The organism is Enterovibrio norvegicus (assembly GCF_002876705.1).
Taxonomy (GTDB): Bacteria; Pseudomonadota; Gammaproteobacteria; order Enterobacterales; family Vibrionaceae; genus Enterovibrio; species Enterovibrio norvegicus_B.
In genome coordinates, this window is the sequence record NZ_MDAG01000007.1 from 258,999 (window position 1) to 274,083 (window position 15,085).

A 15,085-nucleotide genomic window follows, 5' to 3' on the forward strand; every position below is an offset into this window, starting at 1 on the left:
TTTTTGTGACTGTTTATGCGTTATCAGTGTTTCAATCATACTGCTACTATTTGTGCAAAAAGTGAACATATTGTTCGCTATCCTTTGTATTTTGTAAACATTTGTATCATTGCTCCTGTGTTTCACCGATGTTAATTTTTATTCCGCAACATCTTTGCAAACGGAATGAATAATAAATACAGGGACGTATTGTATGAATAAGAAAATTTTAGCAGTAGCAATTCCAGCAGTACTATTCGCAAGCAATGTAAGCGCGTATGAAGTATTTAGCAGCGACGAAGGTTCAGTAGAAGTATACGGTCAGCTCCGCGCGAAATTGACGAAAGACGAAGGCAAAGATATCAAATTAGACGATGGTAGCTCACGGGCTGGCGTTAATGCGACATATACAGTAAATGAATATTTTGATGTGCTAGGTGCCATTGAATATAGCTTGGCAGACGAATTTAAAAACCGTTATAGCTATATTGGTGCGAGCGGTGACTGGGGTAAAGTGACCCTTGGCAAACAATATCTCACTGCTGATGATCTGTGGGGTGTTGATAACTCATACTTCTACGGCGGTTCACACATCGTTGAAGGCACGATTTCTGGCGGTAAACACGATAGTTCAGTGCGTTACATTTTTGAAAACGATGACTTCTATGTGGATGCGAGCTATGCCTTTGCTGAAGACGATGCAAACCCTGAAGTGTTCGAGTTGTTTGGTCGTGTAAATGTCGCGGGCTTTGATGTCACTGCCGGAGTATCTCAAGCAACACAAGGGCACGCAGCATTTGACGGTGTGCCAGCGGGTGAACTTGAAGATTTCTTCCACACGCTATGGGTAGAGCGCACGTTTGGCGACTTAAGCGTTGGTGTTCAATATGCATCGAGCAAAATCGAGAGTGATGCGGTCAACATGGAACTGGATCGCACGGGTTACGGCCTAGCGCTAAGCTACGCTCTGAACGATAAAGCATCTGTTTATGGTGGCTATGAGTTCAGTGAGTACGATGTGAAAGACGCCGCTTCTTCCGTGCTTGAAAGCAACGATGCGACGCTGGTTTACCTTGGTGCAGTGCATAAATTCAATTCGTTCTTCCGGGTGTATGGTGAAGCAGCATATGCAGACGGTACAACCGCAGGTTTCACGAACAACAAAAACGATTGGACAGTAGCTGCAGGCGCAACGGCTGACAGCGAAATGAAGTATGCCATCGGTGCACGTGTTTACTGGTAATCCCTGCCATTAACACGCTTTAACTTCCCCTTGCCTTTCAAAGCCTGACGAGCGTCAGGCTTTTCTCGTTATATCACGGTGCTTTTTTCTACGAACACAATTCAGTGGAGAAACAGCAGGCAACAAAAAAGGAGGCTAAGCCTCCTTTTAGATATTCTTTACGTTGAAGAAAGCGGCGTCTTATTTGCCTTCTTTTTCCAAACGGGTCAGCTCTTTGATCTGACGGCTGATTTCACGACGTTCTTTTGAAATCTCAGCACTCTTGATGATGTGGTCATCAACGCGATCTTCATAGTCGGCTTTCATGTTTTTCACGATTTCAACGATTTCATCGTGTGTCATTTCTGGCTGAATGTAATCAAGCATGTTCTCAAGCAGGGTGACACGCTTTTGGTTATCGCGAATTTTTTTCTCGTTGTCCTGAATTTCCCGCTTCAGTTTGTTCTTGCGACGTGAGAATTTCACGATTTCGAATACGTTACTCATAGGTCTATAGCCTTCTATGTGTGATCCTGACGAAATTAAACCACATTGACAGGCTTGGAAACAGTCTTTTGATCAAGGAAAAGGCAGGAATTTGCTTTGCTGGTTTGGGTTTGTAGCACAGGTCTAATCAAAGTAAATAGAGATTGGCGAGGTTGATGATAAAGGTATCGATAAATTTACCCCTAAGCATACGGTTTACGTTTAGGGGTACAAATGAAAGTAAATTACTCCACCGTGCCTTCTAAGCGTACGGTGTCGCTTTCTGTTTTCAATCGTGCGCCGCGAAGCATGGCATTGACCAATTCCGTCGCATCAAACTTGGTTAAAGCTTCATGAGCGCCAACTTGGTGGGCTCGGTCAACACTGATCTCGCTCGATAGTGAGGTATGAAGGATCAAATAGGCTTCAGCTAACGGCTCATTGCTTCGAATTTCGAACGCCAATTCATACCCGTCGATTCCTGGCATTTCGATATCGCTCACCACAATGTCAAAAGGTCGGCCATGTGCTGCTGAGTCTTTCATCTTTTCTAGCGCATCGAGCCCATTTGAACTGACTTCATAGGGGATGTTGATACTGTCGAGTGCTTCGGAGAGTTGGCGTCTCGCCAAACTACTGTCATCAATCAAAATGATGTGCATAGGCTTGAGCTTTTCACGATCCACATCCGCAAGAACGGGGTGGAGCTTGTCGGCTGAGGTTGGGAAAATCTTCGACATCACCAATTCAACGTCGAGCAGCTGTACAATTTTTTTATCGACGTTCATCACACCGGTTAGGAATGCGCGTGACCCCAAAGATTCTGGGGGAGGGGTGATGTTTCGCCAATCACATTCACTGATCTTTTCAATGCCACGCACTAAAAATCCCACCACCCGACGTTGGCAATCGGTGATGATAATAAAGCAGTTTTTGTATTCGTCTTTTTCTATCGGCTGATACCCAATGGCTTTCGCCATATCTATAACGGGTGTCGTGATCCCTCTAATATTGGCGGTACCCACAACCGTATGGTGAGAGCCGGGTAATGCGGTAAGCGGACAAAAAGGGACGATTTCGCGCACTTTCAATGTACCGATTGCAAATGTCTGCGTTGCAGACAATCTAAAGAGCAACATTCCCTGAGATTCATTGGCTTTGCTTTTCATTTCAGCGCCTGTAGTCGACAGTTTAACCGTTCTAATACTTTTCTAATTGTAGCGCTAGATTGCGAGGATAACACCTCGGTTGTTTCTGTTTGTGGGCACAAACTTTCAGTGCAGAGGGTGGGAGCTCATGGGGTGAACAAGAAATGACCAAATTTGCTCTATGTTGCATATGGTGTGGCTTTGCGCATCAATGCTTCGCTTTATCCCGAGAGTTTTCCTACTATTATTGTTGAAATGATAAATAGCACGCTAATTGCGCCAAGACCTGATGCGACTGACAGATGAATATGTTTTACTGATTGAAACCAGAGGCATAGTTAACTGTCACCATTTGGTGAATGAAGACGGCGAAGAGTGCGATGACGAGTATTTTAGATTCTGTAGATTCACGAACCCGCTTAGTCGGGGAGAACAGGCTTGAGCTGCTTATTTTTCAGCTAGGAACCCGGCAGCTTTTTGCGATTAACGTATTCAAAGTTCGTGAAGTACTCAAAGTACCGCATCTAAATCAAATGCCGGGTGCCCATCCAAAAATCAGCGGTGTCGCGACCATTCGTGGAAACTCGATTCCAGTCATTGATATGCGTCAGTCCATTGGGTTTCGCCCTTTGGGCAAAGATCAGCGAGCAAACCTGATTGTGACGGAATACAACCGTTCGATTCAGGCCTTTCTGGTTGGCGAAGTGGTGTATATCAAGAACATGGGGTGGGATGAAATCATGGAGCCGCCGAGCACAGGGCACGGTAACTACCTCACGGCGATCAGCAAACTTGAGCATGAAGGCGAAGCTAGGCTGATTGAAATCATCGATGTTGAAAAAGTGCTGGCCGAAATTGTGTCTTACGACATTGGTATATCGGAAGATGTGCTGGACGGTGACTTGTCATCGCATTTGTCCGGTCAGAAAGTACTGATCGTTGATGATTCATCGACCGCGCGTACGCAAGTGAGAGAAACGCTGGCGCAGCTCGGCATTGAATGTATTGAAAAGAAAAACGGCGCTCAGGCGTTAGCCACGCTAAAAGCGTGGTGTGATGAAGGCAAGAACGTGACCGATGAGATTCTAATGATGATCACGGATGCAGAGATGCCGGAAATGGACGGCTACAAGCTGACTTCTGAAGTGCGTGCAGATGCACGAATGAGCCACTTATATGTGGCTTTGAACACCTCGCTCAGTGGCAGCTTTAACGAAGCCATGGTTGAGAAAGTAGGGTGTGATCGGTTTGTATCGAAATTCCAACCCGATCTCTTGGTTGATGTGGTGCAAACCCGTATGCGCCAAGCATTAGAAACGGGGAAATAACGCGCGTTTCCCGTCACTTTTCTACCCTGTTTTTGCCCTAGGCTAACAGCCTTAGGGCAACACCTTCGCCGTTGTTTACCATTCTACGATGAGATGTCTGTTTGTCGAACTTGCGCATCGTGCATTTTGCCAGCAATCAAGGCAATGAGCGTGCGCTTGAATCATCTCGACGTTACCAAAAACTTATTCACTTTTTCTGTGGATAACCCAGTTGATGTTGTGAGACTGTGTCCATCTCAAACTTGAGAATATGGGCGATGCAGCCGGATTATCAATGATTGGTCATAAATTGTTCAGTGCGCTTTCTGTCTGAAGATAATGACATTTTTTGTTTCTGATTTAATGGATAAATTCGTTACACTAAGCTGCCGCATAGGATGACAATAGCGAATAAATGCGGCTTGCACGCTTGTTGTGAGATGACGAATGTTTGGAGTACACATTGATCTCTGTAGAGAAATATGAGGGGTTAACCGCACGGATCGCGCTGATTAATGAAGAAGTAAAACGACAGGATGTCGAATTCTATCTTTTCGTGCCCGGAGAACTGAATTTCTCCAATAAAGTGTTAAGCGAGGACGCGTTTTACAACACTGTCCTTTCGAACACGCGTACCTATTTTACGTCTCAACACCACCTTCCTTTGGTGCATTCTCGCCTTGCTAGCCGGGACAAATTCCCATCGGACAAATACCGCGTAAGTTTGAGCTTGTATGCTTATCAATATGCGTTGTCGCTAGAAAAAACCACACACCGATTCTTTGATACGGTTGCCGATGTTGAAGAAGCTGAAGCGGTAGAGCAACTTGAATACATCACGGACATGGCGGTTGAGATTTTGCGTCGTTTGCGCCGTTATGTGCCAAAAGAAGACAGCCTGATTAAGTACTACAACAATATCGATAACTACCTGTCTTGGCTCACAGAGCAGCGCTTCTTGTCGTTGGTGGCGCACATGCCACGTAGCGCAGCATTTAAACCGATTCGAGAACAGTTAATTGCGTTTGTTGAGTCTGAGTCGGCGTACCGCATTCAACGTAACTACAACTCAGACAAAGCACAGGTTGATACCACGCGCATGGTGAACAAGATGCGCCTTGCTCGCCGTTTGATTGAATACCCCGTCACCATCCGTCAGAAAGACGTGGTACTCGGGCAAAACCTGAACAAATTAGCGAAAGGCGCAGCAGCGGGCCTCGTGATGATATTCGTCACCGTGGCGATCATTCGTATGCGCAGCTTCTTGGGTGAGATTACCTTGTCGTTCGCCCTCGCCATGGCCGGCTTGTATGCGCTCAGGGAGATCTTTAAAGACGATTTACGTGATGTGCTTTGGCGCTTCATTCGCCGAGGTCGCCCTAAATGGCGCAAGTTGTTCACTGACCCAACATCCGGTCAGCGTATCGGCAGCCAGTTAGAATGGTTGGATTACATCGCCTTCGATAAGATCCCTGACGACGTGCGCAAAATGCGTAAAGGCAAATTGCGCCAGCGTGAAGAATCCGTGGTTCGCATGAAGATGCTCACCAACATGTCCACCACCAAGTTCCTCAGTGGCTATGACATGACACGAGAAGTGTGGCGCATGGATTTCCGTCCTTTTTCACGCCTCATGGCGCGCGGTAAAGAACGTTACTACGCATTGAGCGACGGACAAGTCACGCGCGAATCGATCGATAAACGCCACCAGTTCAACCTGATCGCGAAACAGAAAAACCCAGACGGCACCATCACCCTACAACGCTGGAAAATAACAGTGAACCGTTCCAAAGTTGTCGATGTCGAAGAAGTGTTTGGTTAATACCGCCGAGAAGGCAGAGAAAAGACAAAACCACCGATAATGGTGGTTTTGTTGTTTTTGTCTCTTCATAGCAATTCAGCCGTAAGAGTGAGTGTGTGAAAACGAGTTTTGGGTGAAAAATTCGCCCAAACCCGTTTTAGGTCGATCGGTTCTGGCACGTTTATGCCCCATTCTGTGCTGGCGAAAGCAAACCCACTTACTTTCACATCGAGAGTTTTCCATAGCTTTTCTAATGCCAAAAAACTTATCGAAAACAATCAGCTAAGAGTACAACTCAAACTAACTTATCGCGTTGATTTTGCCTTGTAATACTTCGATTGCGAGCTTCAAGTTTTCTGGTGTCTGGTCATCAGCAGCCAAGCGCAATACAGCTTGGGTGATTGGGTCAACCTGTGTTCGGCCTCCCTCTTCGTGGTAGCGCAACAACCCACACACTTCGATGGTTTTCCATCCTTTACCATGTTTATTCCCCTTATGCCGATAGGTGACACCGGGCACCAATGCCATGATGTGGTCTTCATACCTATCGTAGTGCGCATGGATAATAATGTAACTCGATGACCGTGTTGGGAATTTGGTGTAAGAAGGGGATTTGGTTACTAACAAGGTACCTTTGTACCCATTACATTCTTTACAGGAAACACAGAGGTTCTCTGGGTGAAACATCCATGTATCGAAATCATTTTTGTGCATGATATGTTCTAAATCCCAGTCCCCACCATGCAGAGAGGGCTTGTGAACCTTACAGTAAGCACAACAGTAACCCTGTTGTTTAATATAATGTTTTTTCATTCTGGCTTTGAGTTCTGCCACCGCCGGATCGCCCCACTTTTCATTAGGGGATACGTTTTTTTTCAGCACGTCTTCGATGATCGCTTTATCATCATCGCTCAGGACAAAAGGCGTCATAGGTGCCCTCCTGCCAACAAGGTTGAGCGCATGATTCCCAGTAAAACCCTGACTTTGTCGTGTTCTTCCAATTTAAATTCAAAGCTTAAAAGCCAGTTTGCTGCTGCCAATGTTTCCTCAGGAGGATTTTCTGTCTTACAGACACAATCTAAGACCTCTATGATTTGAGTGATCAAATACTCATTGTTTTTGCCTGGGTTGTGAAAAAGCTTTGCCAGTTGATAGTCCGCGGACCTTTCACGGTGAGGGCTTGCATCAATGAGTTGACGATTTACCATGTCATATACACGACAATTGGTGGCCGAAATGTCAGAGACGATCAGTGGTGAATGAGTGGCAATAAGGAAATGACAACTGTGATAGTCGACGAAAGCGTGGTTCACAATATCGACAAACCGTTCCTGCCATTGAGGATGTAAGCTAATTTCCGGCTCATCAATGCAAATCAACGCATGGTCTTCGATAGCAGATATTAATCCCATGAAGAGTAAAAACAAACATTGCTCACCAGAGCTGCGTTTATAAAGGGGCCTAAATACAAGATCGTCAACGGGCTTTTTAAAACCATGATCCGGTGTTGTGGACACGGTACTGATATTTTTTAGCGAAATAAGTCCACAGCGTAGTAACGTAGCAACATCGCGTTTAGTGATATCAAACTCACCCATGTTAGTGTCAATAGATACCAACTCCATGTCTGTCGTCGTAATACGAAGAATCATTTCAGGCGTGTGTGCTACCAACTCACACAGGTTTAGGAGATAGACTAACTCCTGTATTTCATATTCTTCATGAAGTCTTTTGATGGCCATGCGTGTGGCCTCATCACGCCCAATATGTTCAAAATTTTCCGATTCTGCGATCCGTCTAATATCTTCTGAGGGGATCATTAAATCAAAATCTAAGCGTAAAAGGGGGCCAAACTGAAACTCCGTCAGAAAACAACTGAGAGCTTTGAGTCTTTTGGTGTCTGAGCGAATGTTCAGCAATTGCTCCACTGCTTTGGAGGCAATGCGCACTGACGGCGATAGTGAGGGTAAGTAAGGTTTAGATCCGATGTACGCATAAAATCCGTTAACGAGAAAGTCAGATGAATGTCGCCAATGGGCATCAAACTTCTCAAATTGGCTACTAGACGCAGCTATTAGCTTTCTAGGGAGAGAATGATTGATCTCCGTTTCGATCGCGGACCAATGTTTAATGTCTTCTTTGGCAAAATGCACAGCGGAAAATATATTTCTATTTTTGCTGGTGATGGTTTGCGCATACAGCTCAAGGTAGTAATTACAGGTATCTTTAAGCAATTCAGATTTGCCACACCCATTCGTACCAATGATAACCGTAAAAGCATTACTGTTATCACTCATCACTTCAGTTGCCTCTTCATCCCAAAGTGAATGACCGCTGACCTTTTTCGCCCGAAATCCCAAAATAACACCAATTAAACCAATTATTATTCGATGCTAACTTAATGATTTTTCGTGTGAAAAGCAATTTAGTCCGACCTTTTAGACTGAAGAAATATAGGGACACACACTTTAAGAAAACCATAACCTTATCAGTTGCATGCGTTAGTGCTTTCAGGCTCAAAGGTGCGTGGTAAAAGAGGAAATATAGGGACAGACACTCTAAGAAAACCATAACCTTATCAGTTGCATGTGTTAGTGCTTTCAGGCTCAAAGGTGTGTGACAAAGATGAATGGATGGTTTCATAACGATATGCTTTTTATATTGTTTAGTTTCCATCCATTTCAAGAAATATAGGGACACACACTTTAAGAAAACCATAACCTTATCAGTTGCATGCGTTAGTGCTTTCAGGCTCAAAGGTGCGTGGTAAAGATGAATGGATGGTTTCATAACGATATGCTTTTCATATTGTTCAGTTGCCATCCATTTTGAATCTCAATGACAAAAGCCCGATCCTCCCTCATCAGTATTGAAGCTACACCCTATTACCACTGCGTTTCCCGTTGTGTTCGTCGGTCATTTCTCTGTGGCTATGATGAGCAAGCGCAACAAAGTTACGAACATCGTCGAGAGTGGATTGAAAAACGACTACTTGCATTGGCAGGTGCGTTTTGTATCGATGTATGCGCGTACGCCATCATGAGTAATCACTATCATGTGGTTTTGCATATCAATGCTGAAAAGGCAAAAGCGCTGTCAAATTTAGAGGTGGTCGAACGTTGGCTCTCTTTTCATCATGGACCTGCGCTAATTCGACGCTTTATTCAGGGAGATAAACTGTCTGAGGCAGAAACTGAACGATGCAATGAGATTATTGAAGCATGGCGAGAGCGCCTTGTATCAATCAGTTGGTTTATGCGCTTGATCAATCAGCACATTGCCTCAGAGGCTAATAGAGAGGACAACTGCACCGGACATTTCTGGGAAGGGCGCTTTAAAAGCCAAGCATTGCTTGATGAGAAAGCCGTCGCCGCCGCCGCCATGGCCTATGTCGACTTGAACCCTGTACGCGCAGCAATTGCCGAGGCGCCAGAAACCTCGGATTATACGAGCGTGAAAGCGCGCATTGATGCGATAGAAAGTAACAAAGCCTCCCCACCGGGCTTGTTTCCTTTCGCGGGAAACCCACGAGAGAATATGCCAGACGGTATTCCTTTTCGGCTAATGGATTACCTCGCGTTGGTTGATTGGACGGGACGGCAAGTACGTGATGATAAACGTGGGCATATTGATAATACATCACCGCCACTGCTCGAAAGGCTAGGGTTTGACGCTAAAAGTTGGTTGGCCACATGTACGCTCATTGAGCAAGGCGGTATTGTCGGCACTGAAACCGCAATAAAGGCGGCGTTACCTCACTTGCAGCGGAAGCGATTTTCAGGCTTTCGGTTGCCAAACCGCTAACAAAATCTCTCCTTTAGAACACACGATGTCTCAGGCGCTAGCCTGAGGTTTTTGCTGCGTGTCATTCAGTCAAACTCTGTAATTTCTTCTCCGACTGAGAGTTATGATAGCTTTGATCTGAAGAATGAAGTGAACGACAGAGCAAACGCACCTTTCTAGAAGTTTAACTGGGATGAATTTTAAGCATGCCCGTCCTTATTTTGATGAACGCTCCTAGGTGCAATGCGTCGGCATCTCCCTCTAATTCACAAAATGAAGCGGGGTTCTCGGGCCACAGCACGCGATGGCGAATATCGATTGTCTGTTGCCATGTGATTTCCTTGATATCGATATGCCTGCTCTTTCTTTCACAATACAACGCACAAACAGCACTATGATAGACGAAAAAATCCCCGAAGATTCGGGGATTTCTCGGGATCTTACCTAGCGAGCTAAGTGCTTAATCATTCTGCAACTCAATCAAACCAATACCACCGATATAGTCACCACTCCCCAACTCGTAGTTATCGAAGTTTTCATCAATGTACGTTGTGGTACCCTCTGAGTTCGTCACCTTAATGTTATCCAAAATACTTAGATACTCAGCACCAAAACCATCATCTTCAAATATAAAGTTCATTGAATATTCTCTTCCAATATTCACAACTCTGCGCGTCACATCATAGGTGTTACCAAACTCATCTGAGATCTTTAAGCTAACAACAATGGTGTCACCCGTATCAACAATATCTGCGTCCAACCTAACAACAGAACCAGAAATTTGTGGGTACTCCCACGTCCAATCTCGATCATCGTAGGCATAGCCACTCGATTTCCTTATCGCCAATGAATCAATACTCGCAGCGTAAGCGAACTTTACATAGCCTTCCCATTCATTTGTAGAGGTATGGAAAGCCAGTTCCCAATCCTCATTGTGCGAAGTGACGAGTGAAACCTTATGGTCTAGCGTCGTTTCGCGATCAACAAGCGTTACATTCACATCCTTACCGAACACATTAATGGCTTGCCCAGTTGTAAAACCGAATTCATCGCTGTCAGCTCCAACTACGCTCAAACCTTCTCCGATTCTTGTGGACCAATCAAACGTTCGATCACTGTCGCTTTGAGCAAGCGATAATGGTACGCCGTCAATGTTGATCCCAGCTCCAGAAAAAGCAATTTGATAGTTCGTATTGAATTTCAAAGGTTGGTGCAAACTTTCACCAGAAACGCCTGAGATGTCATAAATCAAGTGAACGACCTTACCCAACCAAATCGGCATGATCTCAATATCATCTACATAGCCACCCGACGCATCACGCTCCGTGACGCTCAAGTTGCGCAAAACACTGTCGATATCCATGCGATGGTTAAACTCAATGGTACTCGCGTAAAGTTCTTCTTTTGGTTGAACATGGTTGATAATACTTGGTGACCCTACATTTACAGGTTCATCCACATCGACAAGAAGCTGCAGGTCTCGAATTACTAACCTGTCTACATCAACAGATGCAGTATCCGTTACTGTTAGGTACTCTGACGCAGGTCTACCTTGAGAGAATGCCTCAACATCAATTTCGCCAGTTATCATTGTCGCATTAGCTTTGTTTAAGCCCGTAAAATATAGAATATCCCGGCTTAATTCCCATGCTTCAATATCCAAACGAAGATCGCTGAGTGCATCATCGAATAGTGTTGTCTCTGGTTCTCCATTCAACGGCTGAATACCCACAATATCGTATTCGCCGAATGCAGGGTCAGTATGCTCTTCTATGTAGAAAGCCTTTTCTTTAACGACATAAATTAAAGGGTCCCAAAACTCAGTATCTGAGGTTGTTACCGAAAGCAGTTCTCCTGCAGCATAAGGCAGAACACGTTGCATTGTTTCACGCCTGATTGTGAAGTCGTCTTCGTCGTAATTCACATACGTACTGTAGATATAGCCGTCATCACCAATAATGACACCGTTTGACCAACTCCTACTGCCTGGTCGATAGCTTTTGATATTGCGCTTTTGGACTGTACCGGGATCAGCTTCGCTTGTACGCGCTATGCTAATATCATCGCCTTCAGTGAGATTGTCTCGATAGATAATCGTGCCATTATCATCCAATGCGTAAAAGCCATCAATCCAAGGGTGCTCGCCATTTAATTGCACTGTTTTTGGCGATTCCGCTAACACATCAGGGATCATATTTAGACTGTCTGAGCGGTAAACCAATCCATCCTTTGCGGTTACAACAAAGCTGTTTATTTCATCGCCACCTGGTGCCAGATTGACAAAGTTACCACTCTCTGGGTCAACACGAATCAATTTAGCATTTTGGGATATCGTGTAATCAATTGTTTTAAATTCAAAACCTGCTGTTTCATCGTTTGAATTAACCGTGAATTCTTGACTCAGAAAATAAACGTTACCTTGGCTATCAAACTGAAGGGGTTTATATCCTCCATAACCAATATCCTTTTGCCAAGAGCTCCAAGGAGCCTCTGCAAAATGACCTGAAATAAGACAACTGACCGCATTGTCATCAAGAGCAATCTTGAAAATCGCACAATTTGTTTCTTTCAGGAGAGAGTCACTATCATAAAGGCGCAACCAATCTAAAGCCGCATAGATAAAGCGACCATCTGGCCCCTTCACTGTAAACGCAAAATTGGCATCAAAATCTGACGTAACAACTGATGCAAGTGATCCATCATCAACAAGCGCAAATAGGTTAGTATCACCCGAGCCCGAGCCCGAGTTCGCTGATTTTTTGTTTTCTGAACCGTTGAAGTCAAAAAAATCAATTGTAGGCAAGGCGTTTTCTTGCCGGGCCACACTGGACATCTGGGTCTTAAATGCATTTTGAGAAAACGCTTTCTCTGTCGTAACTAAAGTAGACGCATTACTCAAGTTAAAAGCGATTGGAATTGAACCATCAGATTCATCACCAGATGAACCCCCACTAACAGACGAGTCACCGCCACCGCCACAGGCAGAAAGTAGCAATGCCAAACCAATTGATGGCGCAATTTTGCTATTTTTGATAACCATGAATGTCCCTTTCTGAGCAATTTAACTTCATGATGTTTAGCTTTCCTGCTCGTGCACAACACTGTCCCGAAGAACACCGTATTAGCCAAAAGGAAGCGCTACATCTTTTGCTTCTGTTTGTCATGCCTCGGCATGAAGCCAACATATTGATAATTTCATATTTCGGGGACATGCGTTGTCGCAAGATTTGTAAAATCACGCATATATAGTGACCAACTTTTGAGACTTAATATTTGACATAGAAGCAGTGAAACTGACGAGGAAGATGTGATGGAGGATGGCCAACCCAGCACGATGCCAGACATAGCCTGTTAAAAGAAACAATAATACCAATGCGATTTTCAGGATTTCGGTTGCCAAACCGCTAACAAAAACTCTCCTTTAGAACACACGATGTCTCAGGTGCTAGCCTGAGGTTTCTGCTGCGTGCCATTCAATCAAACTCCGTAATTTCTTCTCCGACTGAGAGTTATGATAGCTTTGATCTGAAGAATGAAGTGAACGACAGAGCAAACGCACCTTTCTAGAAGTTTAACTGGGATGAATTTTAAGCATGCCTGTCCTTATTTTGTTTCCTCCAGAAAAACTAATGGTTAACACTTCCTAGTATCAAGAATTATCACGCTTGCTCACAAAACATGGCGAAACTAGCCGCAAAAGAGCGCACCACACGGTACGCTTTTGACTAGAAAAGTGGTGGTTTTAGATGGGTATTTCCTACCTACTCGCTGATCAAATGGATAGGTAAAGAACGAATGAAAACAATAGCGTCACACGTTAAGAATTTAGCTGGACAGCATAGAGTCTATGACTCGCGGCGTAGAAGTATCGCAAGTAGTACTTCATTCTTCATAGAGAACATATCTGAGGATAGATTCAATTTCGAGGCATTTGCTGACTACGAACTCGATGCTTTCTGCTTAGGTGTTTATCTTGATGATATACCGAGAGAAAGCGTCATTAAGCATCTTAGTAACGCCCAGTATTTTACTACCATGATGCAAAGACGCAACATGGTGCCTGAAGATGCGCTAATGCCGTTTTCATTTAAAGAAAGAGAACTCAATCTCGCAGGAACACAAGGTAAGTCAGTACTTGATGCTGCGGATTGGCTCAACGGTATAGAGCTCGCAATAATTACTGGCCGCTTTGATGATCTCAATGACATCATGGCATTAGAAGAGTCAGGTCAACTATTGTTTCGATCAAAGCAAACCGAACTAGGCACCTATCTTCGTCTTCATTGTCTTGGGTTGAAAGTTGCACAAGACCCAACAGCTTTGTTAGATGCATTTATGGCTGAAGTTGACGCAAATAGTGCGCTCCCAGGAAAAAAGGTTTTGGCGCTTGGTGGTATAACCATCACTTTGGGTTTTTACGATGTCATGCGTGCCATTCGCGAGCAAGATGAAGCTAAATACCGCGAAGCCATATACAAAGCTGTTGAAATGCACAAAGAATGGTTCACTCATGACCAAGACTTCAGTAGTCGTATGATTGGGTACGTTTCACTCCCTCTACTCGCGGCTGCAAAGTACGCATACGCAAAGTATGGCTTCACGTTAGATTTTGAAACGCCATACCTCCCTACCTATGTGTTTACTGAGCAGCCAGAAGGAGCGCAGGTGTGACAGCCAATAAACCCCAACAATACGATTTTTGTACTCACTATTTCCCTGAGACCTTAAAGCAGAACGGGGCGTACGATTCGCGTCCCGAGCTGTTGATATCCGACCTAAAGAGGACTATCAAGCGGTTCGAATCTCTTGGAAGCCACCGCTACCCACATATCCTTTATATGGAAGCGGCAGATATGGTCGGCCTAGCAGCTCAATACAACATTTTTAATGCGCCACCATCACACATTAAGTGGTTGTTGCAACAAGCCGTTAACGCCTATCGTGCTCATTTCTTGATGCAGCAAAATCCTGGAGTAGAAATCACTTTTGAGTTGTATGGCAAACACTACGTGGGCGTGGGCGAGAAAACCGACGAATACTCAAATAGTGAAACATGGTTAAACGCGTTAAGTCTTGCCATTTTGACGGGAGATAAACAGGCATGCCAAGATTTACTAAAGGTACCCACTGATAGCTTCGAGAAAACCGGAGCAATCAACTCGCTCAAGACCTCGTTAGTTTTTACTGACCTGTTCAAGGCGTTTTTGGGCGACGAGTCTGATATTGATGTGAGAACAGAGGCGTTTCATCGCTGTCGTGCATTAACAAAACCGGGGGCCATTGAGGCAATCGATTCTCTTTTTGTTGAAACCTATGCCTGGTTTAGAAGCATTCCCCTCTTCCAGATAGTGGCTTATGG

General features: G+C 44.6%; 11 protein-coding genes. 6 read left to right on the forward strand and 5 right to left on the reverse strand.

Annotated features, from left to right (window positions below; all coding sequences use genetic code 11):
- Positions 1–193: 193 nt before the first annotated feature.
- Positions 194–1,222 carry a porin gene (locus tag BCT27_RS04275; RefSeq protein ID WP_102395131.1) on the forward strand — a complete coding sequence of 343 codons (1,029 nt, stop codon included), beginning with the start codon at positions 194–196 and terminating at the stop codon, positions 1,220–1,222.
- A gap of 180 nt (positions 1,223–1,402) precedes the next feature.
- Here BCT27_RS04275 and BCT27_RS04280 read toward each other — a convergent pair whose 3' ends face one another.
- Positions 1,403–1,708, reverse strand: a complete 306-nt coding sequence (locus tag BCT27_RS04280; RefSeq protein ID WP_017007718.1) for a DUF496 family protein — start codon at positions 1,706–1,708, stop codon at positions 1,403–1,405.
- A gap of 224 nt (positions 1,709–1,932) precedes the next feature.
- Positions 1,933–2,856 carry a chemotaxis protein gene (locus tag BCT27_RS04285; protein WP_102319194.1) on the reverse strand — a complete coding sequence of 308 codons (924 nt, stop codon included), beginning with the start codon at positions 2,854–2,856 and terminating at the stop codon, positions 1,933–1,935.
- Positions 2,857–3,215: 359 nt separating this feature from the next.
- On the opposite strand from BCT27_RS04285, the gene BCT27_RS04290 reads away from it, so the two are divergent.
- Both BCT27_RS04290 and BCT27_RS04295 read left to right on the forward strand, forming a co-directional pair.
- Positions 3,216–4,163 (forward strand): chemotaxis protein CheV, encoded by a 948-nt coding sequence (locus BCT27_RS04290; RefSeq protein ID WP_102319193.1) that lies wholly within the window; start codon positions 3,216–3,218, stop codon positions 4,161–4,163.
- A 442-nt stretch (positions 4,164–4,605) separates the two neighbouring features.
- A complete protein-coding gene (locus BCT27_RS04295; protein ID WP_102395132.1) occupies positions 4,606–5,964 on the forward strand; it encodes a hypothetical protein in 1,359 nt (452 codons plus the stop codon).
- Positions 5,965–6,243: 279 nt separating this feature from the next.
- Here the strand turns inward: BCT27_RS04295 and BCT27_RS04300 are convergent, their stop codons facing one another.
- Both BCT27_RS04300 and BCT27_RS04305 read right to left on the reverse strand, forming a co-directional pair.
- Positions 6,244–6,873, reverse strand: a complete 630-nt coding sequence (locus tag BCT27_RS04300; RefSeq protein WP_102395133.1) for an HNH endonuclease — start codon at positions 6,871–6,873, stop codon at positions 6,244–6,246.
- Positions 6,870–8,303 carry an ATP-binding protein gene (locus BCT27_RS04305; RefSeq protein ID WP_102395134.1) on the reverse strand — a complete coding sequence of 478 codons (1,434 nt, stop codon included), beginning with the start codon at positions 8,301–8,303 and terminating at the stop codon, positions 6,870–6,872. The genes BCT27_RS04300 and BCT27_RS04305 overlap by 4 nt, the downstream gene beginning before the upstream one ends.
- A 478-nt stretch (positions 8,304–8,781) precedes the next feature.
- Between BCT27_RS04305 and BCT27_RS04315 the strand changes: the two genes are divergently transcribed.
- The gene (locus tag BCT27_RS04315; protein ID WP_102395136.1) at positions 8,782–9,747 is read left to right on the forward strand and encodes a transposase; all 966 of its coding nucleotides are present in this window, start codon (positions 8,782–8,784) and stop codon (positions 9,745–9,747) included.
- A 439-nt stretch (positions 9,748–10,186) separates the two neighbouring features.
- Here the strand turns inward: BCT27_RS04315 and BCT27_RS04320 are convergent, their stop codons facing one another.
- Positions 10,187–12,766 carry a hypothetical protein gene (locus BCT27_RS04320; RefSeq protein ID WP_102395137.1) on the reverse strand — a complete coding sequence of 860 codons (2,580 nt, stop codon included), beginning with the start codon at positions 12,764–12,766 and terminating at the stop codon, positions 10,187–10,189.
- Between the two features lie 755 nt (positions 12,767–13,521).
- Here BCT27_RS04320 and BCT27_RS04325 point away from each other — a divergent pair.
- Together BCT27_RS04325 and BCT27_RS25600 are read left to right on the forward strand one after the other, a co-directional pair.
- The gene (locus tag BCT27_RS04325) at positions 13,522–14,397 is read left to right on the forward strand and encodes an Imm49 family immunity protein (RefSeq protein ID WP_241908500.1); all 876 of its coding nucleotides are present in this window, start codon (positions 13,522–13,524) and stop codon (positions 14,395–14,397) included.
- Positions 14,394–15,085: hypothetical protein (locus BCT27_RS25600; RefSeq protein ID WP_102395159.1), on the forward strand; the 692-nt coding region annotated here is incomplete at its 3' end. The genes BCT27_RS04325 and BCT27_RS25600, both read left to right, overlap by 4 nt.